We start from the raw sequence: 24,629 nt of genomic DNA, 5'->3' as shown, positions 1-24,629 counted from the left end.
ATTGCTCTGAACTAAATGATTAACTCTTAAGCTGCCAACTGCTCAGTAAACTCAATCAACTCATCCACCTGTTCCTGAGTAAACCAGCGCTCAACAGCATCCTCCCCAAACCGATCCAACGGTTCCTCATACAAATCTGCCACCTCTAACCGTCGCTTCTTCAAAAACACATTCTGCACCGCCCGTAAAAACCGAATTTGATTCGCATTAAACTGACGCTGGACAATAAACTCCTCAAAATTCCGCCTCACCACCTCCTGATAATCCGGCAAGGCCTCAATCTCCATCAACTCCCGCAGAAACGATAATAAACTATTTACCTTCAGATTAAACGCCTTGCGAATATTCGACTCCGACAACTGCAGGTTTCCCCCACCTAATTCTTGCCGCATTGTACGTTCTAACGCCACCAGTTGCAAATCTGTCACCGCTTCCCCATTCCGAATTGCCGCAATCGTCGGGTGAGTCTCGACAATCTCCAGCGCCTTCCCCTCAACCCGCTGGCGATATTCGTCCACATAAACCTGCTCTCCCCCCTCACCCAAGGTAATATAACCACTAACAGCAATAGAATCTGCCAGATCAATATAAACAAAAGAGCGTTCTTTGCGGCGATTCTTCATTACTTCCGCCAAATCAGTAATGATTTGATTTAACTCTTCTGGTGTTGCACTTCGCAAGCGATGGGATAAACAAAACTGTGCTGATTTTCCACGCTTGGCATCTTTAAATATGTCTTCTGGTAAATAACTCACATCCTCCGCGATCGATTCCAACGTTCCCGGTTTTGCCCCCTCGGTGAGAATCTCCAGCTTCAACCGTTCCACCTTATTCGTAAACGTCGCCGCCGCCACATCCACCCCCGCTACAAACCGCAGCAACGGCGCAACCTGAGTGCGGAGAAAATCAATCCTACTCTTAGTCAGATACCGCCAAAACCCATCCGTCCAAGCCTGCTCAACCTGAGAATAAACCTGCTGAACGCTAAACGCATCGCGAGGAATTTGCCCAATCTGCTGCCGTAAATCGGCAATCACCTGCTGGCAATCAGCAGATTGCTGGTCATTCAGATAATGCTCCAGCAGCTTCAACCGCGTGTTAAAAATCTTCACCGTAACCGGCAGATTTTGAGTCACCGTCTCCTCACTGGGGTCTTTATCAAAATTATTCTCCCAGAAGTCGATAATCAGAAACTCATCCTTGCGCCCATTGGGAAGCCGATGAAAATAGCGGCAAGCTTCATGGCTGCGCGTCCCCCGTCCAATCATCTGCTGCATTTTGATGAGAGAGTGGACAGGCTTCATAAACACCAAATTGACCACCTCCGGCACATCTATCCCGGTATCCAGCAAATCGACAGAAATAGCAATGCGCGGCATCTCTTCCTTTTTGAATCGATCGATCAAATCATCCGTGCGTTCCATCTTGGAGGTAATCACCTGCACCATATCGGGATACTGGGGATACATCTCCTCAAACGCGCTTGCCAACCGCAGGGCGTGGTCTTGAGTTACCGCAAATACAATCGTCTTGCCGGGATACTGCCCCGATTCATCCTTGTGGCATCGATCGATAATCTCTGCCCACTGTCTCCGCAGCGTATCCCGATTACTGACAGTGCCTTCTAATTCCGTCCCCTCATAATCAATCTCATCCGGGTCTAACCCTTGCTCAATCAAGGTATTGCGGTCTTCTTCAGAAAGGTTTGCCCCGCGTATTCCCTCCCGTTGAAAGCGAGTCTGTGCTTGATAAAGGCTGTAATCCACTAAATACCCTTCCTCAACTGCTTGGCGGTAAGGATAAACAAACGTAGGAACGCCATCAAAGCAGCGAAAAATCTGAAACGTGTTGCGCTCAATAAAATCGGCAGGGGTTGCTGTCAGTCCAATAATCCGCGCATCAAAATATTCCACCACCTCGCGAAACTGGTTGTAAATCGATCGATGACTTTCATCAAAAATCACTACGTCAAAGAAGCCAGGAGTAAACTTTTTGTGGCACTTAACCAGCGTTTGCAGCGTTCCCACATACAAGCGCTTACTGTAATCAATGTTGTAGGTACGGATGCGATCGCGCGGCTCATTGGGCAAATAAACCTTAAAATTTTCATCTAGCGCCTGCTTCACCAAAGCATCCCGATCCGCCACAAACAGCACCGTCCGCGCTTGATTTGCGCTCAGCAACAACTCAATCAGCGCCATAATCGTGCGAGTTTTCCCCGTTCCCGTCGCCATCACCACCAGCGCCCGCCGATGCCCCTCATCAAACCGTTCGCTAACCCGTTGAATCGCCTCCTGTTGATAGGTTCGGTTGGCGATGGCAAGATTCACGCTCAACTGTTTCAGGGGGATTTTGTTCTGACGGATGTAGAGCAAATTTTGTAAGTCTCTGGGCGAGAAGAAACCCGCCACTTGTCGCTTATGTTCGTTCCCCACCTCCCAGAAAAATGTCTTATCCCCATTACTCATAAAAGCAAAGGGGCGAAAACTCTGGTGCTTCTCAATCTCTGTAACGTAATGCCTCACCTGCTGTTCTGCTACCCTCGGATCGCGGCTTTGTCGCTTCGCCTCCACAACAGCAATTACTTCGCCGTTTTCCTGATACAGACAATAATCGGTAACTCCGTTCCAGGGTTGAGCATCGTACCCATCCACCGGAATCTCTATCCCCACCTGGTTTGGATCTTCGAGGTTCCATCCCGCTGTCTGTAGGGCTTTATCTATTAATTCTTTTCGGGTGTTCGCTTCGTTACGAGACATTACGATATCGTTTACCAACCCCTTTTCTAGAGCGTGAGATCGCTCCACTCCTATATTTTTCCCTATAACAGATTATAAATCTCATCCAGCCCTACCTTCCATTAAAAGCCAGCGCATCGTATCTGACGAGGGATATTCTTTAATTATTGCTATTTTTATTTTTTGCAGAATCGATCGTGAATTAGGCTATGTTCAACAAGGCCAAATGCGCGATCGCCCAAAACTACTTTTTATACTACATTTATGCTACACTAACATTGTAGCTCGTGCCCCCGCAGGAGGTTTCCTCATGGCAAATGCCAATCTTCCTCAAAATTTCAACTTAATCATCCCCGCAGGAACCCAAATTGTCACCAAAATCGAGGTCAAAAACCCCGCCAGCGACCAATCTTGGAAACCGGGATTAGTAGGCGTCATCGTTCAATCGCCTACCGACAATTCCCACGCATATTTAGTCAAACTCCCAGACGGAACAGAAGTTAGTCTGCGGCGGCACGAACTCAGCATCCGCAAGCAGTTTCAGAGCGAAGGATTGCAGTCAGGAGGAGATTTTCTTGCAGAATACAACCTCTATGATTCTGTAATTTACCGCTGCATTGTTGGTTCGAGAGCTTATGGTCTTGATAACGAGCAATCCGATACAGACAGACGCGGGATTTACCTACCGCCGGCAATACTTCATTGGTCGCTTTACGGCATTCCAGAACAATTGGAAAACAAGGAAAATCAGGAATGCTATTGGGAACTGCAAAAGTTTTTAATCTTGGCACTAAAAGCTAATCCAAATGTGCTAGAATGTTTGTACACGCCTTTAGTAGAAACTGTTTCTCCTGTAGCACAAGAATTGCTCGAAATTCGGGAAATCTTTCTTTCTCAATTGGTTTATCAAACTTACAATAGCTACGTTTTGTCTCAATTTAAAAAGATGGAGCAAGACCTCCGCAATACCGGGGAAATTCGTTGGAAGCACGCGATGCACTTAATTCGCTTGTTGCTGTCAGGAATTACTGTCCTCAAGGAGGGGTTTGTGCCTGTTCGCGTACAGGATTATCGATCGCAACTTTTATCTATCCGCAACCAAGAAGTATCCTGGGATGAGGTGAATCGCTGGCGGTTGAGTTTGCACGGTGAGTTCGATCGCGCTTTTGCTGCAACTAAGTTGCCAGAACGTCCTAATTACGAGAAAGCGAACCTGTTTTTGATTAAATCTCGTAGAGGTGCGATCGAAATGGGATCTTGAAATCGCTTCTTGTGAAACAAAGCTGCAGCAGAGGGGGACTGAAATAAATGACAGAATACATTTCCGATTTAGCCCAAATTATCTCCGTTCAACCTTATCCGCTGCTGTTTGCGACTGTCAGCGGTTCGCACTTATACGGCTTTCCTTCCGCCGATTCTGACTTCGACTTGCGGGGAGTACACATTTTACCGCTACCGAAAGTAATTGGACTGATTTCTGCCGAAGAAACAATCGAAGTTTCGGAAGTTCGGGATGGAATGCAACTCGATTTAGTAACTCACGATATCAAGAAATTTTTTGAGATGCTGTTGAAGCGCAACGGCTACGTCTTGGAACAACTGTATTCGCCGCTGATAGTTTACAGTACAAAGGAACACGAGGAATTAAAGGATATCGCCTCGAACTGCATTACCAAGCACCACAGCCACCACTATCTCGGTTTTGCTAAAACTCAATGGAAATTATTTGAGAAAGAACGCCCGCGTCGGGTTAAGCCGCTGCTGTACGTTTACCGGGTGTTGCTGGCTGGGATTCACTTGATGCAAACGGGGGAAGTCGAGGCGAATTTGGTGAAACTTAACGACAACTTCCAGTTGTCGTATATTCCTGATTTGATTGAGCGCAAGCTGGCTGGGGAGGAAAAATCAGTGCTGGAAGATACAGATATTGAATTTTATCAGCAAGAGCGCGATCGGCTAATCAATATATTAGAAGATGCAAGTTTTAGAAGTCATTTGCCCTCAAATCCTAATGCAAAGGTTGCTCTTAGCGATTTTCTGGTAAAGGTAAGGATGTCATCTGTGAACTAAGCTGTTCCACATCGAATTAGTCTTTTGGTTCAGCAAGCAGCCTATATATTAGTCGTTTTTTGCGCCGAAGATCACAGAACATCCAGCCAAGGACGCATCAGTAAAAAAGAAACCGGGTTTTTTCTCGTAATCAAAGCCCATAATGCAGTATTTGCGTCGTCCATAAACCCGGTTTTAAGTGATTCACTGTAATATATTTGTGTTGGCTGGTTCGGGAAGAGCAGGTAGGTCGATATTTTGATCCTCGGTAACTTGTGGGTTTTTTCCGGGTATGTAAATATTCCAACTTACCCCGCCTACATATGTCTTGATATATGAAGTCAATGCGTGGATAAACACAACGATGCCCAGCATTTCTAAAAACTCTTCAAGGGTTGTTACTATCACGTAAGCTACATTCTCCTGACCCATTGTAGAAGCTATGTATCCCCCTGGCATTTCCATCCCCATTGCTCCTCCAATATAAAGAGCGCAGGCTGCAACAAATAATTTTTTTGTGGGAACAGGAAGGTGGAACACAAACTTACTGTAGGATAAGAGAAATATCGCTACTAGAACAGCAAACGGCACAATCCAAGTAAAGTAAAGAAACCCTGTTGCATTTAGCACGCCTCGTAGGCCAATCAAATGTTCGTGCAATTGACCCAGTTCGTCTAAAGATAGACCTAAAAATATAAATGATAATATTTTCCAGTGATTCTTGTAGCGATCGCTATCCAAATTTTTCACATGGGCGATCGCACCCAGCAACAAAGAACTAAACAGCAATGCCACAGATGAGTATATAGCTGGAACGTTCACCTCGCCATCAAGGTTGAATGCCATTGCCAAGAAGTCTCTAGACGGGTAATCCGGCAAGAAGTACAGACTCATCCGAGTGAAGAAAGATAGTAGAACGAGACAGCCCACCACTCGAAGCAAAAATTGGGTTACAGCCCCAGGAGCTAGAGGAATTTGGAATTTCATGTTTTTTTAACCGCTTCCTTAACCTTTTGTTAAAGCTATTTTATCATAAAGCATCTTAATTCTGTATGTGTACAGACCTAAAAGACTCATTTTCGTGAAGCCCATTTTTTTTTACCGATAAGATTATCGTAAAATTAAATAATGTAGCAGACCTCGATCGCCCTTAATTTTATTCTGCTATATAAAAATTTTTTATTTCCTGATATGTAAATTAGATCTCTCCAAAAATCAAGCTGAAACCCTTACTAGGGTTGAGTCGAGTTCTAAATTCGCTCAATGTCTGCGAGAAAAACTCGGCTTCCTGAAGCCGAGATCCCTCATTACCGAGGATTTCTGTAATCAAAGGTGATCGCATCTCAATCGAGTGTGAAAACCATGAGATGAAATAACAGGTGGATCGCGATCGAGTGATGGCACACAATTTGTTAACCTAGATTCCCCTATTCCCCCTAGCGAGATCAAAATATCTCCTTGTCAAAGTCAATTAGCTTTCAGTCAATTGCTTATTTCCGAAGTTTTTTCCTGCTTTACTTATTTTTCGTACCTGCGCGGCGTGTAAACCCAAACATCTCCATATTTGCGGGGAATAATCCGAGTCTGACTCGAACCGACAATCACTAAAGTTCTCATGTCGGCATCTTCCGGCTGGAATTCGCCGAGGGTGCAAACCCGCACAGATTGACCGGGCCGGCCGAGGTTTCGCCCCAATATGACGGGGGTATTAGCATCACGACTTTGCAACAAAATCTCGATCGCCCTTGCGAGTTGCCAAATCCGCTGTTTCGAGATGGGATTGTAAAATGCCATAACTAAATCGGCAGCAGCAGCCGCGGCAATCCGCTGTTCTATGACTTCCCAAGGCTTGAGAATATCGGAAAGCGAAATCACGCAAAAATCGTGTCCGAGGGGTGCTCCGATCGCAGCAGCGGCCGCCTGCATGGCTGAAATGCCCGGTGCCACCCGAATATCAATGCCCTGCCATTCGGGTTTGGCATCAAAGTCGATCGCCTCAAACACCGCTGCCGCCATCGCAAAAATACCCGGATCTCCCGACGAAACGACGGCGACAGATTTTCCTGATGCTGCTAAATCTAGGGCAAAACGGGCGCGATCGATCTCTTCGCGGTTGTCGGAATCGTGCCGCTTTTGCCCTTCCCGCAGGGTTCCGGCTAAGTCGAGATAAAATTTGTAACCCACCCAATCCGTGGCTTCGCGCAAAATTTCCTTAACCTCCGGGGACATCCAGGGCGCGCCTCCGGGGCCGGTACCGACGATCGCCAGTTTGCCGCGGCTAATTCCGATCGCCCTAGCATCAAAGGGTTCGGCGGCTAGGGCGATCGCGCAATTCAGTGCGTTTGGGCGATCGGACTCGATTAAGTGACTGTTTGCACCGGCTGCTGTCAGGGCAATTTGTGCGACCTTATTTTCGATGAATTCAATTGAGTCTAATTCGACAAGTTCGGAGAGATTCAAAAAGCGGACGGGGACTTTAAAATATTGTGAAACTGCTTCAAGTGCCGGATTTCCCATCTCATCCTTTAATGCAAAAAATCCAGCAACAGAAGCTGCTGCTAAACCTGCATTTTCTAACACTTGCTGCACTAATGAAACCGCTATTTCCGGCTCAATATTCGATAGCTTTGTCAGTGCAACTACCACAATTTGCGGATGGTAAACTAAACAATCTGGCGTTGGCACCATTGCTTTTTCGGTGACGCGGATCGTCAATTTTGCGTCTGAGGCGATCGGCAAATTGCTCTCGGAAATCCAGCTTGGAACCCCTTCTAGGCGTACTTTTGCCCCGGCGAGCAAATTTGAAATAAAAGTCTTCGCGTCCTCTGGATTCGCTAAATAATAGCCTTGGGGAGGACTCAGCAGCGCGGTGCGAAACCGGATATCTCCGGTTGTGGTAATTGCAGGTTGTACGCCGAGGGCTGCTGCAATCTCTCTGGCCAAATCATTAACGCCGTGCAAACCGCCCAGCAGCGGTACTACGGCGCTTCCGTCTTCTGCGACGGCTAAAACTGGCGGTTCGGCGCGTTTGTCTGACAGCAGCGGGGCGAGGGTGCGGATGATAATTCCGGCGGCGCAGATGCCGATGATTGGGGTTTCTGTTGCAAATAATTCCCGCAATGTTTCGCCGAAGTTGCTAAAGTTGATGTCTGTGTTGGAAGTGCGATCGATTAAACCGTAAATCTGGGAACCGGGGAAATGTGCGGAGATTTTTTTGGCGATCGACAGGCTGTTTTGACCTAATATAACTATTGCGGGAGGAATTCGATTCACGGTTTTAATTATGTGTGTTTTTGGAGTGGTTTAATTATTTTAATTTTTTGTTACTTTCCGAATAAATATTTGACGACGAATCGCGACGGCGCGAAGGAAAAGTAAGAAGTGAAGCAAGTAGTTTTTCTTTTTTATTAGTGGCACAGGCATCTTGCCTGTGATTTTCTGCAATTAGTCTATCATTAAAAGAAGCAAATATTTCGAGGTAGGGCTGTGAAACGCATTGTCTTAATTGCAGGGTTTGAATCTTTTAATGCTGATTTGTACCGGAAAGCGGCTGAGTTGGCTGTTGGCGGCTGTCAGGGATTGGAAGTGCGGGTTTTTAGCGATCGCGCCCTCGCAGACGAACCTGACGCTGTGGCAGCCGCCCTCTCGAATGCTGATGTGTTTTTCGGGAGTTTGCTGTTTGATTACGATGCGGTAATGTGGCTGCGGGAAAGGGTGCAGAATATTCCGATTCGCCTGGTTTTTGAGTCTGCTTTGGAATTGATGAGTCTTACTCAAATCGGCGCTTTTAAAATTGGCGACAAGCCGAAGGGAATGCCGAAACCGGTTAAGTTTATTCTGGATAAGTTCAGCAATGGGCGAGAAGAAGATAAGCTGGCTGGTTACATCAGTTTTTTGAAGGTTGGGCCGAAATTATTAAAATATGTGCCGGTGCAAAAAGTGCAAGATTTGCGTAACTGGCTGATTATTTATGGTTACTGGAATGCGGGCGGGGCAGATAATGTTGTCTCGATGTTTTGGATTATTGCCGAAAAGTATTTGGGGCTGAAGGTTGCAGAAATTCCGCCGCCTGTGGAAACTCCAAATATGGGTTTGCTGCATCCAGATTATAATGGTTATTTTGAATCGCCTCGGCAATATTTGGATTGGTATCTCGGTAATCAAAGTGCTAGGGGCGGGCAAGATGCCGGTTTCACAAAAGAGGCCAGACATCTTGATAGAAAGGGTTATAACGGGCAAGATGCCCGTTTCACAAAATTTGAGACGAATTGGTCTGAAAATTCAGACCGGGTTTCTAACGGGCAAGATGCCCGTTCCACAAAATTTGGAAGCAATTGGTTGGCAAATTCAGATCGAGTAAAATCTCCGGTTGTGGGCATCTTACTTTACCGCAAGCACGTTATCACCAAGCAGCCTTATATTCCTCAATTAATTCGCTATTTTGAAGATGCGGGAATTGTGCCTTTGCCGATTTTTATCAATGGCGTTGAAGGCCATGTGGCGGTGCGGGATTGGATGACGACTGCTGATGAAACTGCGCGGCAAAAACAAGGCAATATTGAAACTCTTTCGCTTTCTAAAGATGCTGTGGAAGTTGATGCGATTGTTTCTACTATTGGCTTTCCTTTGGTTGGCGGGCCTGCTGGTTCGATGGAGGGTGGAAGGCAGGTGGAAGTTGCTAAGCGGATTTTAACTGCTAAAAATGTACCTTATTTTGTGTCCGCACCTCTGCTGATTCAGGATATCCATTCTTGGACTCGTCAGGGGATTGGGGGTTTGCAAAGTGTGGTATTGTATGCTTTGCCTGAGTTGGATGGCGCGATCGATCCTGTTCCCCTGGGCGGTTTGGTGGGTGAGGATATTTATCTGGTTCCCGATCGCGCGAAACGCCTGACAAGTAGAATTAACAATTGGGTGAAACTACGTCGAACTCCGCCATCTGAAAGGAAAATTGCGATTATTCTGTACGGGTTTCCTCCCGGTTACGGGGCGGCGGGTACGGCTGCTTTATTAAATGTACCGAAATCGCTGCTAAATTTCCTGCACAAACTTCAAGCAGCAGGTTATACAGTTGGAGAAATTCCGGCTGACGGGGAGGAGTTAATTCGCAGGGTGAAAGAGGCGGATGAGGCTGCAACCGCAGATGGGGGCGGATTAACGGGGATGAACGCAGATGGGAGGGGAGGGTTGGGCAATACTGTTAATGTCAAAAAGCTGGAGAAGTGGCTGGGGTATTTGTCAACAAGTCGTATCGAAAAACAGTGGAAATCTTTAACTGGTACGGGCATTAAGACAGAGGGCGATGAGTTCCAAATCGGTGGCATTCAACTGGGGAATGTTTGGATAGGTTTGCAGCCGCCGCTGGGAATTTCGGGTGATCCGATGCGCTTAATGTTCGATCGCGATTTGACGCCTCACCCTCAATACGCTGCTTTTTACAAGTGGCTGCAAAATGATTTTCAAGCTGATGCTGTGGTTCACTTCGGAATGCACGGCACTGTTGAATGGTTGCCGGGATCTCCTCTGGGAAATACTGGCTATTCTTGGTCGGATATTTTGTTGGGAAGTTTGCCGAATCTTTATATCTATGCTGCCAATAATCCCTCGGAATCGATGTTGGCCAAACGGCGCGGTTACGGTGTTTTGATTTCTCACAACGTGCCGCCCTACGGTCGCGCTGGCTTGTACAAGGAATTGATGGCTTTGCGGGATTTGATTGCGGAATATCGGGAAGATACGGCAAAGAATTATGTGCTGAAAGAGGCTATTTGCAAGAAAGTTTTAGATAGCGGTTTGGAGGCTGATTGTCCGTTTGATGAGGCTCGCAAGTTGGGGATTGCTTTTACTTTTGAAACTGTGGGAATGTTCAGTGCTGATGCTTTTAACCGCTATCTGGTGAAGCTTTACGAGTATTTGCAGGTGGTGGAATGTCGCTTGTTTTCTTCGGGTTTGCACGTTCTCGGGGAACCGCCTAGTTCTGAGGAAATGACCTCTTATCTTGAGGCTTATTTTGGGGAGAGGTTATCACAGGAACAGGTGCAAAAACTGGTTTTTGAAGAAAACAAACCGCAGAGGCCCAGAGGGCGCAGAGAGGAAGAGCAAGAGGGGTTTGGTGGGGCTTTTGAGGAGGGGTTATTGGTGCGGGATTTGTTGTGCCAAACGACGGATGAGTTAACTAATCTTTTGCGGGGTTTGAATGGGGAATATATTCTGCCTGCACCGGGTGGGGATTTGCTGCGGGATGGGGCTGGGGTGTTGCCAACTGGCAGGAATATTCACGCTTTAGACCCTTATCGGATGCCTTCTCCCGCTGCTTATGAAAGGGGGCGCGAAATTGCTCGGAAAATTATTGAGAAGCACGTTGAGGAACATGGGAATTATCCTGAGACTGTGGCGGTGATGTTGTGGGGTTTGGATGCGATTAAAACGCGGGGCGAATCTATTGGAATTCTGCTGGAATTGGTGGGGGCTGAACCTCTGAAGGAGGGAACTGGCCGCATTGTTCGCTATGAATTAAAACCGTTAGCTGATGTCGGTCATCCCCGGATTGATGTGTTGGGAAATCTTTCGGGTATTTTCCGAGATAGCTTTGTGAATATTATTGAGTTGTTGGATGATTTGTTCGTGCGGGCTGCGGATGCTGATGAACCGGAGTCGGAGAATTTTATTCGCAAACACGCTTTAATTTTGCAGGCAAAAGGTGTGCATAATTATTCGGCAAGGTTGTTTTCTAATCCGGCTGGGGATTTTGGTTCTTTGGTTAACGATAGGGTTGTTGATGGTAGTTGGGAATCGGGGGATGAGTTGGGGAAAACTTGGGAAAGCCGCAATGTTTTTAGTTACGGGAGGAAGGATAAGGGGGAAGCGAGGCCGGAGGTTTTGACTCAGTTGTTGCAAGGGTGCGATCGCATAATTCAAGAAATTGATTCTGTTGAATACGGTTTGACTGATATTCAAGAGTATTATGCGAATACTGGCGGTTTGAAGAAAGCCGCAGAAAAGCAGCGCGGCAAAAAGGTTAACACGAGTTTTGTAGAAAGTTTTTCTCAGGATACCACTCCGCGCAATTTAGAAGATTTGCTGCGCTTAGAATATCGAACTAAGTTGCTAAATCCTAAGTGGGCTAACGCGATGGTCAATCAAGGTTCTGGCGGCGCTTATGAAATTTCGCAGCGGATGACGGCATTAATTGGTTGGGGCGGAACGGCTGATTTTACTGATAGTTGGGTTTACGATCAGGCCGCTGATACTTATGCTTTGGATGAGGAGATGGCGCGGAAGTTGCGCGAGGCAAATCCTGAAGCTTTTCGCAATATTGTCGGCAGAATGTTGGAGGCTAACGGGCGGGGTTTTTGGCTGCCGGATGCGGATAAATTGCAGCAGTTGCGCGAGTTGTACGAATTGACTGATGAGAAAATTGAAGGGGTGACAGTATAGTTTTTTTAGTCTAAATATTTAGGGGCGGGCTAGAAGCCCACCCCACAATAGTTTCCAATTTTTTCAGGTGCAAGTTAGAGGCGCGGCTATTAAATACCCCGATCGCCCTCCGGTTTTGTTACAGGAACTGACGGTTTATTGTTTGGAGAATTAAAAGCCCGATCGACCATATCTCCAAAGGGAACAAACTGCGGTGCCGACGATTGAGTTCCGGTTCTGAACGTTGTAACTGGCCCGCTGCCGTCTTGGGCAAAATTAATCAATCTCGTTAAAGCTTGACCGGGATTTTTAGCATTTCGCTTGTCTAGGGTGAACAGCAGATTTTGAGAGTTGCAGCGCCCCTGTCCGTTCACGTAACAAACTACGGGCAAGTTATTAACAATTCCTGTTGTTAACTGCAAGTTGCTCAATCTTCCGCCATTCTGGGCAACAGCTTTGGTCAATCTATTGGAAACAATTTGGCACCGCTGCCAAGGTGTATATTCGCGGCCGAACTCGGTAGATTTCCAAAGAATCATTGGATCTGTCGTGACATTTCCCCGCCGTGCAATTGTGACAAAATTTCGACCGGAAGTAACGCACTGAAATGTTGTTCTAGTGGTATTCCCAGAGTTGCTGGTAGCTGCTTGCACTTGGCTTGCAAAGGCGACAGTACCGGCGAACACTAAAGCGGATGCTAATAAGGGTGCAGTCAATTTCATAATAACTCCTGCCGCTAAGGCAGCTAAATTTATGTAGGAAGTCATAGTTGTAGGGACAGGGCTGTGTCCCTACCTATTCAATTTCTGCTGGTGGGCTATCGCACCCGGATATTTTTCAAATATTAAATTACGTTATTGCACCTCATATCTTTAGGTACAGGCCACTGCGGTGTCATTGTTTTAAAACTTGGGAACGCGGCTGTAGAGACACGGCTCTGCGGTGTTCTTGTTTCAATACTTCGATAGCGCTGCGGCACAAACATCCTAGATAGTCTTTTTAGCTACATTCTGCAAAGCCACGAGAGTCAACAATAGTAAGTAAAACTACAAGGACAGCTCCGAAATTGGCTGGCAAATAAATTTTTATGAAACCTCGAATCATTGTTTGCGGATTGGGCCACACGGGACACAAGATTTTTTGTTTGTTGAGACAGCAAGGAGCGATCGCGATCGGTATTAGCGATCGCCCAATTCGCGGCGAAACTTCTGATGTGGTTGTCGGCAATTTGCAAGCAGCTTCTACCTTGTTGGCGGCTGGCATTCAAAAAGCCCACACTTTAGTAATTGCAGCAGACGATGATGCTGTGAATTTGGCAATTTTGATGCAAGCGAGGATTCTCAATCCTCAGATTCGCATCATCAACAGATTGTTCAATACTAGCTTGGGCGACAGGATTGACCACACTTTGCCCGATCACACTTCCATGAGCGTTTCATCGTTGGCGGCTCCGGTTTTTGCGTTTGCAGCTCTCGGAAGTCAGGCGATCGGACAGTTGCGTTTGTTCGATCGCACTTGGCCGATTCACGAAGAATATATCGATGAAACACATCCTTGGAAAAATCGCAAACTGAGCGATTTGTGGGACGATCGATCGCGAATGTTGATTTATTATCTGCCCGCTGCTAACAAAACTGATTTAGTATCGGCGGTGCTTGCCGATCGGCAGTGTCAGCAGGGCGATCGACTAATTGTTGCCACTCAGCCGACTATCCACAGCCCCCAAAAAACTTTAACTCAAAAACTGGTAAAAACATTAACTAGGCTGCACAGATTTCAGCAGCACAGCCAAGCAGCAGTAATTGTTGTATTGACCCTGCTGTCAATGATTGCCGTTGCTACTGCTACCTATATTTGTGTTGATGATAATATCTCACTTGTCGATTCTCTCTATTTTTCAGTAGGGATGATTACGGGAGCCGGAGGCCATGAAAAAGTAGCCGAACAAGCTCCCGAAAGCATTAAATTATTTACAGTTGTCATGATGTTAGTTGGAGCCGGCATCATAGGCATCTGCTACGCACTGCTCAACGATTATGTATTGGGAACTCGCTTTACCGAATATTGGGATGTGGCGCGAGTTCCGCAGCGCCATCATTACATTATTTGCGGGCTCGGAGGAATTGGCATCCAAATTGCCAAAGAACTGCAAACTAACGGTTATGATATTGTGGCGATCGAGCAAGATCCGAACAGCCGATTTCTGAGCACGGCTCGCTCAATGAAAATTCCGGTCATTCAGGGAAGTGCCAGTTTGCCCGCAACTCTGGAAGCTGCTAATGTTAAGCAAGCGGCAGCACTTTTGGCGGTAACTAGCAGCGATATGTCTAATGTCGAAATTGCCTTGAGCGCTAAAGGATTGGCACCAAAACTATCGGTTATTGTCCGCAATCAAGACCCACATTTTGCTTTGATGGTGCAGCAAGTTTTTGAGTTTGAAGGAGTTTTGAACCCGACGGAATTGGCGGCTCCTGCTTTCGCGGCGGCGGCGATTGGAGGCAGAATTTTGGGTAACGGAATGACTGCTGATAGTCTCTGGGTTTGCTTGGCCACATTGATTACGCCAAACCATCCTTTCTGCGGCCAGCGCATTCAAGATGCTGCTAAGTCTGCTGATTTTGTGCCTCTTTATGTGGAAACTAAGTGTCAAACTCTCCACGGCTGGGATTTACTCAATTGTTGTTTGAGTACGGGGGATGTTTTGTATTTGACGATGCCGGCGAATCGGTTGGATCAACTGTGGAGAACGACCTCGGAATTAATTAAAACTTAATGGTTTGATGCGGTAATTTATTTTGCCGATCGCTCAATTGCAACTACAAACCTGATAAAATGGGCCCTGTATAGTAAATAGGACTTACGGCTAATCCTCTGAAATCCGGTTTCTTAGGCCAAGTTCTAGTATAAATAACCAACAGAGTCTCAATTAGTTGCGGTTTAGAATGAGAAAATTTTTAGCATTATGTGTGTTTGGGGTGATAATGGCGATCGCCTCTGTAGCTGTGGCGGCTCAACCTTTGTTCGTCTCTTATCCTCCAGCCAACCACAAAACTACAGCCGATCGCATCTTTTTAATCGGCACAGCGCCCGCACCGGGACAAGTGTTAGTAAATGGCAACCAAATTTCGCGCACCGCATCCGGGCATTTCGCACCGACTTTTCCGCTGCAACTTGGCGAAAATCTCTTTACCTTGCGTTACGAAAATCAGGAAGTCAAAATTAAGGTGACACGCGAGTCGAATCAGCCGGAATCCCCTGTAGGATTGGCTTTTGCTAAAGATTCCCTGACGCCGAAAGTCGATGTCGCGAGTCTGCCGGGAGAATATATTTGCTTTGGGGCGATCGCACCTGCGAATGCTCAAGTTTCGGTAAAATTGGCTGGCGTTACTATTCCTTTAAAAGCGCGATCGCAAGTCGAACTACCCGACAACAAATCTGTACTGTTAGGTGAAAACTCCCCGATCAAAAAAGGCGGCAGCCAACAGTATCAAGGCTGCGGTAAAACCCCTGATAACGCCCTCTCATCTAAGGGAGAAACAGTTGATTTAGGCGTGCCATCGTTTGAACTAACAATGAACGATCAAACTATCAGCCAACAAGGTACTGGCAAAATTTCTATTCTCTCTCCGGCGGATTTAGAAGTAGCAGAAGTAACGGCAGAACCGGGAGTTGCCCGAACTGGGGCGAGTACAGATTATTCTCGGATGACACCGCTGCCGAAGGGAACGCGAGCAACAGTTATCGGGCGCGAGGGAGAATGGCTCAGACTCGATTACGGTGCTTGGATTAAAGCATCAGAAGTGCGAATTGTCAAGGATTCAGTGCCTCCGCGATCGATTATTCGCAGCGCCAGTTCGCGTCAAGTTTCCGGCTGGACAGAGGTCTTATTTCCCTTAGAAACACCAGTCCCAGTCACTGTGCAAGAAGGAGAACGCACTTTCACTTTAACTCTGTACAATACTACCGCTCAAACTGACATTATTCGCATCCAGGATGACCCCGTAATTTCGCGTTTGGAATGGCAACAAATATCGCCGCTGCAAGTACAATACACTTTTAATCTCAAATCCGCCCAACAGTGGGGCTATAAGTTGAGATACGACGGCACAACTTTAGTGTTGTCTTTAAAACACCCGCCGGCCAATACAAGCGCGGTGCCAAATTCGCAAGCAAAGCCGCTGTCGGGAATTAAGATTCTCATCGATCCGGGACACGGCGGGCCGGAGGATGGAGGTGCTGTGAGTCCAGTGGGGATTAGAGAAAAAACAGTAGCTTTAACGGTGTCGAAATTGGTGCGCGAAGAATTGGTAAATCGGGGTGCGAATGTGCTAATGACGCGGGTAGAAGATGTCGATTTGGATTTGCCACCAAGGGTGGAAATGATTCAAAAAGAAGAACCTGCGATCGCAATTTCAATTCACTACAATGCTTTGCCGGATAACGGCGACGCCATTAAGACTAAAGGTGTCGGCGCTTTCTGGTTTCACCCGCAAGCGCACAGTTTGGCAATGTTTTTGCACAATTATTTAGTTGCCAAGTTGAACCGTCCGAGCTATGGTGTATTCTGGAACAACTTAGCCATGACTCGTCCTGCCGTTGCTCCATCTCTTTTAATGGAATTGGGATTTATGATCAATCCCGAAGAGTTTGAATGGATTGTGAATCCGACAGAACAGAAGAAGTTAGCCGAGGCCATCGCTCAAGGTGTTACCGAATGGTTTGCCTCTGTCAAATAATAGTTAGTAGTAACGACTGAAGTTTTTTTCTAAAAAATCATAGTCAGGACTTCAGTTCGGCCAATCCAAGGAAATGAAATAATGCTAATTTTTACTCAATCAAAAGCCTTTTTTATTGCAGCCGTCGTTGCAAGTTTTAGCTTCTCACTTTACAGCTTTCCTGTTTTCGGCAAGCAGCAAAGTCTTTCTCCCGCAAAAGCCGAAGCTTTAAAAAAGCAAACTCAATGCTCGTTTATTACAGGTGAAGGTGGCGCTATTAACATTCGCAAAGGCCCAGGCAATAAGTACGCGGTTGTAGCTAAATTGAAAAGGGGAGACGGAGTTAGGGCTGTCAGCAGACAAGGTAATTGGGTGAAAATTGCGGCCAGATTTTCGGGAAATCCTCCTAATGAAACTTTGACAATCCTTGACGGTTGGGTGAACAATCAATTTATTAATGGCTGTTCCGAAGACCAATTTGACAGGTGGCGACAATAGGGAATTTGGTTTTTAGTAAGGACTTCAGTCCTTAGTTGAGATGAAAACTAAAGTCCTCACTAGCAACCAAACCAGGAAATTTTTAAAAGTAGTACAAAAAAGACGATCGCCCTGATTCATTGTTGCATTCTCAACCAGCTAAACACCTGTTCGGCGGTGATACTCAGAGGAATCATTTCGGGCACAGGAAGGACATGGCTACCTTCGCAGAATTGCGGCTGTTGGTTGGGCAAAAATGCTAAAATCGATCGTTCGTCTGGATCGATTAGCCACCCCAACTGACAATTATGTTGCAGACAGTGAATGATTTTTTGAGTTACGCGATTTGAGCTTTGTTGGGGCGAGAGAATTTCGATCGCCCAATACGGTGCAATTAGCACATCATCCAACGGTTCACAACTCTCATCAAATTCAATTCGTTCTCACAATAGTACCGCAATATCTGGAACAATCGAGCGACCGCCAAAGGTGCACCGCAACTCTGGAAAAGCATAAGCTATCTTGGGAGTTTCCGTCACCTGATTAATTTCGTTGCAGGTTCTTAATTGCAATCGGCTGTGCTTTATTGTGGGTAGCGGTTTTTGGATAATTTCCCCCTCAATGTATTCGCTAGCAAGTTTAGTTTCTGGCAGTTTAAGAAATTCTTCCAGGGTGAGGCGCTCAGTTGCGATTGTCATAAATAAATTCCTCGATTATACTATCTCCCGTGTAATAAAAAAATATTTATCTTGCATGAAAAGGGTGCTATCTCACCTAATTTTCCGGAACAATCTGCTGTTTAAACTCAAACAAATTAGGATTTTCTGGGTCATAAAAAGCCCGCAACCAATGCACGTTTGGAGAACCAAAAGTTTCAACTCTAGTAAAATTTTTCATTCTCGGTAATTGAGTCTCATCGGTAAAATGGGGTAAAGGTTTATCGATGCGGAAATAGTGAGTATCGCCGTGGACGAATACAACCTGCCCTGGGAAATTGCCTGTTTCTATTTCCAGAGTTGCGATAAAATCGTTGTAGCCACTTCTTTTTTTGTCCGTCGGATCGAATTCAAATCCCGGATTTGCCTGTGCAACTAACACAATTCCTTTGCTGTTGCTGCGTTTGGCTAAAGCAAAACATTCTTTGATCCACGCTAAGTTAGCCCAATTGCGATCGGCATATTCTCGATCAGCTTCGGGAGTGCGACCAAAATTGTTGTTGCTTCCCGGCATATTAATCGCGAAAAACACAACGCCATGATAAATCCAGCGAACATTTTCGCGGAATTTAGCAAACTGCGCGTTTTCGCTTTGACGGGTGAGAGTTAAGGTGCGCTTTCCCAAACTTTGATTACCTTGGTTGAAGATTTCCCGCAGTTTAGCGAGTCTTTCTACTGGATCGTAACTGCCGTTATTTGAACGGTGGCAATCCGTCCATTCATTGTCACCATAGGCAAGAATAAACGGCATCTCAAAATTGTCAAATAACTGTTTGCGGCTGACAAAAGTTGCATCATCGCAGACACTAGAACCGTTTTTAATGTCGCCGTCGTGGACGACAAACGCTGCGGGCGATCGATTGATATCTGCAATCAAACTCGGAAATTTTGCTTCCTGTTCCGCACTGTAGGGCAAATCGCCAATCAAGGCAAATTCAAAAGGTCGATCGCCCGAAGTTTGAGCGTAAGTTAAAACCCCAAAACCCGTAATTGCTACAAAAACAATCAAGGCAAGAATTAGATAGTTTTTTTTCATATATTTAGCCGTAACTAAATTAGTTATGATACCATATAAGCCGACAAATCACTCTCAAAAATCATGAATTTTCGTCGGTTGCTCTCGGTAATTGCCATGCTTTCGATCGCAGGCTGCAATATCCAAACGCCACAAACCAACACAGAGTCTACAGAAAGTCGATCGCCAATTGCAGCCCCTGTTCCTCCCAAACCAAAGTCTGAGATCGAAGAAGCAACACTAATTGCTGTCGGCGACATCATGATGCACAGTACCCAAACGCGATCGGGCTACGACGCAAAAAAGAAAACATACAATTTTGACACTTTCTTCGCACCAGTTAAAAGTATCCTGTCAACAGGCGATTGGGTGATCGGAAATCTCGAAACACCTTTAGCGGGTGAAGATGCGGGCGGATATACGGGATATCCGCTATTTAACGCACCGGCTCAATTAGCGGATGCTGCTAAAAAAGCCGGATTTAATATATTGACAACCGCGAACAATCATGCTTTAGACCGTGGAGAAAAAGGAGTAATTAGGACGATCGCCAATCTGAGCGATCGCAAAATTGCCTCAACAGGAACAGCCACATCAGCCACCGAAGCTTCACGCACTTTAATCAGCACCAAAAACAACATTTCATTAGCCCTGCTAGCCTACACCTACGGAACAAACGGCATTCCCATACCCAAAGGCAAAGATTACTTAGTTTCCCTAATTGACGAAAAAAAGATAGTCAAAGACATTGCTAAAGCCCGAAAACAAGGAGCAGATATTATCGCAATTTCCCTCCATTTTGGCAATGAATATGAGCGACAACCAAACAGCAAACAAAAACAATTAGTGGAAAACCTATTAAAAGCCGGTGCAGACATCATTCTCGGCAGCCATCCCCACGTCGTCCAACCTTACAAAATTTTTAAATTTTCAGGGGAAAATGGTAAAACCCGCAAAGCTGTAGCAATTTATTCAATGGGAAACTTTGTTTCCGGTCAAAATAAAAAATATACAGACTTAGGCGTAATTTTGCAAGTAAATATTCGCAAAACATTTCCCGAAAAAACCACAGAAATTACCAGCATCAAAACCATTCCGACTTGGGTACACCGCTATACTCAGAACAATAAAACGAACTATCGCGTTTTGCCGTTAGAAACAACTGTCAGTCACAAAAAAGATGCACTGCTAGCAACTTCACAGTATCCTGTATTATCAAAATATTTGCAGGATATGAACAATCATCTTAACTCTTTGAATAGTCCGAAAAAATCCAAATAATTTGGCATTGAGAATTGGGAATTGGGCATTGGTGATGGGAATTGGAAGCCTAGCCGACCGATTTGTATCCCCAGGCAGTGCCCATTGGTAACGTAACAACTTAAGCTAGGGAAGCATTTGTCAATCAGCAATTATGCTAAGAATCTCCTCAAATTTTGGGTAGAAAACTTAGATTTGGGCGATCGAACAATGCCGAATCTTCAGCAAATAAATTTACCTAAGCTTGGATATCCTTTCCAATCAGTACGAAATGGGCAGCAGAATAGCGCGTCCTATCAACTCCGCTAGCATCGTCGGGCGTAAAATCTCATCAACAGTCAATACTCAACTCTCATTCAGTTTTTCGACCCGCCCGTTAACAGTCAACAGTCAACAATAATTCCGGTGCAACCGGAATTGATATCAATTGACCCCTGGTAAGCTTTGGAAGCAATTAAGTATCCAACGGAAGAGGGTGTAGTGGAGTAGAGCGACTTTTCTTTTTGTGATTGTATTCTTCCGATACGCCAAGATAATCTGATGGTTGATATCTGCCAAATATCTCAGCGAAAATGTTAGGCAATTTTCGATAAGGAGAAACACCCATATCTTTAAGCATGATGTCAATATATTGTTGGAAGCGAGTGTTGATCGCACAGGAGCGCGAAGGTTCAAATTGAATATTTGCGCGTTTCCACTCGCGGATATATTCAATACTTTTTTCCATATTTTCGCTGGAAGGCAACTCAAGTTCACCGCCCAAGTAAGCACACAGCCATTGTGTGGCGATCTCGACTGCTGGCACGTGCATATATCCATGATTGAACCCGGCAAAGGCAATGCCAGGAATGCGAGGATGAAGCAAGTGGCGATATAACTGCACGCCATCGGGTTCGGTTTCTAACATTTTTCGATATTTATCAGGCAAAAATGGAAAAATCGGCGTTTGCGAACCCAAAGATAGAACGACTAAATCGCATGGAATCTCGCAACCATTTTTCAACTTTACTGATTCTCGCGAAAAACCAGATAATTCTGCACGGTGGGGCGAGATTTTTCCTTCTGCAATAAACGGATAGTAATTTTCAGGCGCAACCGCTGTGGCTGAACGTAAATCAGGCAATAGTTTGTGGTCTGGTTGTACAGCTTTGATTCGACCCTGGGCATCTTGACCTTTTCCAGAAACATTTCGTTGAACTTGAAAGCGGAAGATGGATGCAATCAAATCCCAAAAAGCTGAAACAATGAAGCCAAGGCGATTGTGCAGGAAACGTTCAATGGCGGTTGGATGTGCCCAACTTGTCATCATCACTGTCCCAAAGCGGCTGAATAATGCGTAGGTAAAATGTACGCCCAAAATCCATTCGGGGATAAGCCAGCGCGGTGTACGAAATACATGATTTACTTGCGCGCCTTGTTTTGCTGCGAAAGTCGCCATGTCTAAGGCGCTCTTTCCGAAGCCAACGATTACAACTCGTTGATTATCAAATATATCAAGCGTGTGGACATCCCGTTCAGTGATGATTTTCCCGCCGAAATCTTCGATACCTGGAAATTCAGGTTGATACTTTCCTTCTGTATATTGCCCAACTGAGATAACGACGTATCCAAATAATTCTTCGTGAACGCCATCCTGGTTTTTATATCTTAATAGCCACCCATCTTCTGTTTCTTTTAGTTCGATAACTTGGTGATTTAACCGCACATCCAGCTTTAGATGGTTGACCGCTTGCTCCAAATAATTCAGGATTTGTTCTCCGGTGGGATGTAAATCAGGGGTGAATGGCCAGGGAAAATCAGATAAATGATACTGTTCCCTGATATTTTGCAGGTGTACGTTTGGGTATGCAAGTGCCCATACTCCGCCAATCTTTTCGGATTTCTCGAAAACAACTGCTTGGAAACCATTTTTCTTGAGAATATTGGCTGTCGTAAGGCCTGATATTCCCGCGCCAATAATGGCAATTGGCATACCGTTTTTGTATTGCATATATTTGAGTCTCCTGATTGGGTAGGGTTATTAGAGTAGTTCTCCTGACGGAGTGACAAAAAACCGGAAAGCCTTGCAATGAGAAGGGTTTAAATTGAGCGCTCTCAAAAAGACAGAGGCGTTGTCACCCCGTCATATCCGCGACCTTAACCCCAACTGCTGATAGTAGCTTAGTTGGTTATAGACGCTTGGGGGAGAGGAATCCTTGCAGTCTGGCTGCTACAACCTCAGTTGAGGCGAGCTGGCACATTCAGATAGCCCTAAAAATGTAACTAAAAACTAATAACTAATAACTGCTTAATTAACCAAGCGATCGCCCCTTCAACATCAGCAGCCTGCTCAACATGGGGAATCTGCGGCCGCTGCACCATCACCACCGGAATTTTCAGTTGCCTAGTCGCAGCAATTTTAGCATAAGTAGAACCGCCGCCGCTGTTTTTGCTAACAATTGTATCAATTTGATATTCTAATAGTAATTGCCGCTCATCTTCCAATGAAAAAGATCCTCTTGCTAATAACAATTTACCGTTAGGTACAGGAGTATTTAGTACAGGATGATCGATCGCCGGCATCAAAAACCAAATAGTCACTGATGTATGGTGCGTCAGGGAAAACGATATTACCCGAAATCAGGGCACGGCACTGGCGTTTCCCTACAAATCCGGCGATCGTTACATCCGATCCGCTTGATTTTACCCTTTACCCGAAATTAGGAAACCGCAGTGCCGTTTCCCTAAAATTAACCGGGCAATCGTTACAGCACTTTCCGATGTTATGAGGTACAATTGATAATTGGAATATCTGACAGCCAAAGCTAATGAAATCCTATTCCCTCGACCTGCGCTCAAAAATAGTGACAGCGCACTTAGTAGAAAAAATGTCAAGCGAGAAAAGTAGCCAGTCGGTTTGGTGTTACTAAAAGTTGGGTTCAAAAACTGGTCAAGCAACAGCAAACTGAGGGAAACTTACTTCCAAAAAAGAGGGGAAAACCCCGATTCAGCCATTTGGCTAATGCAGAAGCAGAAGTCAGAGCATTAGTAGCCGAGTATCCCGATGCTACTTTGGTTGAATTATTGTTACAGCGAACGGGAAATTGGGTGAGTCGGACGGCACTGTGTCGGTATTTACAAAAATTAGGACTCCATCGTAAAAAAAAACATGGTACAGTAGCGAAGCTGGAACAGAAAGAGTGCAAAAGTTAAGAGTTGAGTATTAGGAAAAAATCCAAAAAATTGAGGTCGAGAACCTAGTATTCTTGGATGGAACTGGTATTATGCTGGGTTGGGCTAGGACTCATGCTCGTTCACAGGTAGGGACAAGAGTAGCCGCAATCAAGCCATTTTATAGAGGGTCTAAAGTCACAGTTATTGGCGCAATTAGTCTGAAGAAAGTTCTGGCAGTAATGACAATAAATGATTCAATGGATGGTTCAGCATTTGCCGTATTTATTGAGAAGTTTTTATGCCCTCAATTATGGCCAGGAGCGGTAGTAGTGATGGATAACTTACCAGCTCATAAAATCACCTCAATTGTACCAATGAGTGAAAGCGTAGGTGCAAGTGTTATTTGTTTATCCCCCTACTCTCCCGATTTTAATCCTATTGAAATGTGGTGGTCACATCTTAAATCGTTTTTGCTAAGGTTTGCTCCCAAGACCTCAGCAATGATTGATAGGATAATAGCAGTTGCCCTCAATTTGATGAATCCTAACCATTTAAGAAATTGGTTCACTGATTGTTGTTAGTGTACCTCATAACAGCGGAAAAGGCTGTATATCCGATCGCGCGAGCGCCCTGAAATCCGCAAGATTCTGATGGAGTTCTTCTCTATAATTCTCACAGTGAGGACAAACTATTCTTGACTCTACAACACGAGCGTCGAAAGTAAATTTGTCCTTCAAGTTGAGGACAAGTTTCCACCTTGACTCCAGGCAAGTCTCATCGAGAGTCTAAATGAAAATTCATCACTCTAACTGTATTGATTGCTAGATTTTATGCCATAAACTCAGGAGAGCCTTTCCTTCTGCCTCCTGCCTCCTGCCTCAAAACTCCAATTTCTAGCTTGGCTGCAAAAGTGAGATGCTCCCTACATACCTTCGCGCTCTGGTGTGATCGGGCGATCGACAAGATTGCTGTAAGGAAACCGCACTACCCTTTCCTGACTGCCGTTTCCTTACTCACAGTTTTTTTAAAGTCGCATAAATTTTCAGTAAATACCGATCTACACACTCGCCAAACCCAAAGTTAAAATATA

Annotated in this window: 16 protein-coding genes and 1 pseudogene; 9 read left to right on the top strand and 8 right to left on the bottom strand. The window is 45.4% G+C overall.

The window, feature by feature from the left end; translation table 11 throughout:
* Positions 1-26: 26 nt before the first annotated feature.
* Positions 27-2,759 carry a DEAD/DEAH box helicase family protein gene (locus QUA42_RS02805; RefSeq protein ID WP_333134931.1) on the bottom strand — a complete coding sequence of 911 codons (2,733 nt, stop codon included), beginning with the start codon at positions 2,757-2,759 and terminating at the stop codon, positions 27-29.
* Between the two features lie 289 nt (positions 2,760-3,048).
* Between QUA42_RS02805 and QUA42_RS02800 the strand changes: the two genes are divergently transcribed.
* Together QUA42_RS02800 and QUA42_RS02795 are read left to right on the top strand one after the other, a co-directional pair.
* Positions 3,049-3,999: a DNA polymerase beta superfamily protein gene (locus QUA42_RS02800; RefSeq protein ID WP_333134929.1), complete on the top strand. Its 951-nt coding sequence runs from the start codon at positions 3,049-3,051 to the stop codon at positions 3,997-3,999.
* Between the two features lie 47 nt (positions 4,000-4,046).
* Entirely contained in the window at positions 4,047-4,808 is a 762-nt protein-coding gene (locus QUA42_RS02795) for a nucleotidyltransferase domain-containing protein (protein WP_333134927.1), read from the top strand.
* Positions 4,809-4,991: 183 nt separating this feature from the next.
* On the opposite strand, the gene QUA42_RS02790 is transcribed toward QUA42_RS02795, so the two are convergent.
* Positions 4,992-5,681, bottom strand: a complete 690-nt coding sequence (locus QUA42_RS02790; RefSeq protein ID WP_333134925.1) for a hypothetical protein — start codon at positions 5,679-5,681, stop codon at positions 4,992-4,994.
* Between the two features lie 624 nt (positions 5,682-6,305).
* Positions 6,306-8,060, bottom strand: coding sequence for a precorrin-3B C(17)-methyltransferase (cobJ, locus tag QUA42_RS02785; protein ID WP_333134923.1), 1,755 nt, complete (start codon positions 8,058-8,060; stop codon positions 6,306-6,308).
* A gap of 213 nt (positions 8,061-8,273) precedes the next feature.
* Here cobJ and QUA42_RS02780 point away from each other — a divergent pair, with 213 nt between their 5' ends.
* On the top strand, positions 8,274-12,224 hold the full coding sequence (locus tag QUA42_RS02780; RefSeq protein WP_333134921.1) for a cobaltochelatase subunit CobN: 3,951 nt from the start codon (positions 8,274-8,276) through the stop codon (positions 12,222-12,224).
* 89 nt (positions 12,225-12,313) lie between these two features.
* Here the strand turns inward: QUA42_RS02780 and QUA42_RS02775 are convergent, their stop codons facing one another.
* A complete protein-coding gene (locus tag QUA42_RS02775) occupies positions 12,314-12,970 on the bottom strand; it encodes a COP23 domain-containing protein (RefSeq protein ID WP_333134918.1) in 657 nt (218 codons plus the stop codon).
* Between the two features lie 320 nt (positions 12,971-13,290).
* Here QUA42_RS02775 and QUA42_RS02770 point away from each other — a divergent pair, with 320 nt between their 5' ends.
* From QUA42_RS02770 to QUA42_RS02760, 3 genes are all read left to right on the top strand, one after another.
* Entirely contained in the window at positions 13,291-14,976 is a 1,686-nt protein-coding gene (locus QUA42_RS02770; protein ID WP_333134916.1) for an NAD-binding protein, read from the top strand.
* A 169-nt stretch (positions 14,977-15,145) separates the two neighbouring features.
* Positions 15,146-16,939 (top strand): N-acetylmuramoyl-L-alanine amidase, encoded by a 1,794-nt coding sequence (locus QUA42_RS02765; RefSeq protein WP_333134913.1) that lies wholly within the window; start codon positions 15,146-15,148, stop codon positions 16,937-16,939.
* Positions 16,940-17,020: 81 nt separating this feature from the next.
* Positions 17,021-17,416 (top strand): SH3 domain-containing protein, encoded by a 396-nt coding sequence (locus QUA42_RS02760; RefSeq protein WP_333134911.1) that lies wholly within the window; start codon positions 17,021-17,023, stop codon positions 17,414-17,416.
* A gap of 116 nt (positions 17,417-17,532) precedes the next feature.
* Here QUA42_RS02760 and QUA42_RS02755 read toward each other — a convergent pair.
* Together QUA42_RS02755 and QUA42_RS02750 are read right to left on the bottom strand one after the other, a co-directional pair.
* Positions 17,533-18,093 (bottom strand): annotated as a pseudogene (locus tag QUA42_RS02755) (Uma2 family endonuclease).
* A gap of 76 nt (positions 18,094-18,169) precedes the next feature.
* Positions 18,170-19,147, bottom strand: coding sequence for a hypothetical protein (locus tag QUA42_RS02750; RefSeq protein ID WP_333134909.1), 978 nt, complete (start codon positions 19,145-19,147; stop codon positions 18,170-18,172).
* Positions 19,148-19,210: 63 nt separating this feature from the next.
* Here QUA42_RS02750 and QUA42_RS02745 point away from each other — a divergent pair, with 63 nt between their 5' ends.
* Positions 19,211-20,407, top strand: coding sequence for a CapA family protein (locus QUA42_RS02745; RefSeq protein WP_333134907.1), 1,197 nt, complete (start codon positions 19,211-19,213; stop codon positions 20,405-20,407).
* Positions 20,408-20,840: 433 nt separating this feature from the next.
* Here the strand turns inward: QUA42_RS02745 and QUA42_RS02740 are convergent, their stop codons facing one another.
* Complete coding sequence (locus tag QUA42_RS02740; RefSeq protein ID WP_333134905.1) at positions 20,841-22,376, bottom strand: NAD(P)/FAD-dependent oxidoreductase; 1,536 nt, start codon at positions 22,374-22,376, stop codon at positions 20,841-20,843.
* A gap of 272 nt (positions 22,377-22,648) precedes the next feature.
* On the bottom strand, positions 22,649-22,966 hold the full coding sequence (locus QUA42_RS02735; RefSeq protein WP_333134904.1) for a precorrin-6A/cobalt-precorrin-6A reductase: 318 nt from the start codon (positions 22,964-22,966) through the stop codon (positions 22,649-22,651).
* A 414-nt stretch (positions 22,967-23,380) separates the two neighbouring features.
* On the opposite strand from QUA42_RS02735, the gene QUA42_RS02730 reads away from it, so the two are divergent.
* Both QUA42_RS02730 and QUA42_RS02725 read left to right on the top strand, forming a co-directional pair.
* Positions 23,381-23,578: a hypothetical protein gene (locus tag QUA42_RS02730; protein ID WP_333134901.1), complete on the top strand. Its 198-nt coding sequence runs from the start codon at positions 23,381-23,383 to the stop codon at positions 23,576-23,578.
* Between the two features lie 53 nt (positions 23,579-23,631).
* Positions 23,632-24,120, top strand: a complete 489-nt coding sequence (locus QUA42_RS02725) for a transposase (protein ID WP_333134900.1) — start codon at positions 23,632-23,634, stop codon at positions 24,118-24,120.
* Positions 24,121-24,629 lie beyond the last annotated feature (509 nt).

The sequence above is a fragment of the Microcoleus sp. Pol11C2 genome (genome assembly GCF_036701505.1).
GTDB lineage: Bacteria > Cyanobacteriota > Cyanobacteriia > Cyanobacteriales > Microcoleaceae > Microcoleus.
Note: the sequence above shows the minus strand (reverse complement) of the source record. Positions and strands in the feature narration are given on the sequence as shown.

Bases quoted from the DNA above. Each gene is read 5' to 3' on its own strand.
- QUA42_RS02740 (WP_333134905.1), bottom strand. From the start codon at position 22,376: ATGCAATACAAAAACGGTATGCCAATTGCCATTATTGGCGCGGGAATA.
- QUA42_RS02745 (WP_333134907.1), top strand. From the start codon at position 19,211: ATGAATTTTCGTCGGTTGCTCTCGGTAATTGCCATGCTTTCGATCGCA.
- QUA42_RS02800 (WP_333134929.1), top strand. From the start codon at position 3,049: ATGGCAAATGCCAATCTTCCTCAAAATTTCAACTTAATCATCCCCGCA.
- QUA42_RS02795 (WP_333134927.1), top strand. From the start codon at position 4,047: ATGACAGAATACATTTCCGATTTAGCCCAAATTATCTCCGTTCAACCT.
- QUA42_RS02775 (WP_333134918.1), bottom strand. From the start codon at position 12,970: ATGACTTCCTACATAAATTTAGCTGCCTTAGCGGCAGGAGTTATTATG.
- QUA42_RS02765 (WP_333134913.1), top strand. From the start codon at position 15,146: ATGAGAAAATTTTTAGCATTATGTGTGTTTGGGGTGATAATGGCGATC.
- QUA42_RS02790 (WP_333134925.1), bottom strand. From the start codon at position 5,681: ATGAGTCTGTACTTCTTGCCGGATTACCCGTCTAGAGACTTCTTGGCA.
- QUA42_RS02750 (WP_333134909.1), bottom strand. From the start codon at position 19,147: ATGAAAAAAAACTATCTAATTCTTGCCTTGATTGTTTTTGTAGCAATT.
- QUA42_RS02760 (WP_333134911.1), top strand. From the start codon at position 17,021: ATGCTAATTTTTACTCAATCAAAAGCCTTTTTTATTGCAGCCGTCGTT.
- QUA42_RS02770 (WP_333134916.1), top strand. From the start codon at position 13,291: ATGAAACCTCGAATCATTGTTTGCGGATTGGGCCACACGGGACACAAG.
- QUA42_RS02805 (WP_333134931.1), bottom strand. From the start codon at position 2,759: ATGTCTCGTAACGAAGCGAACACCCGAAAAGAATTAATAGATAAAGCC.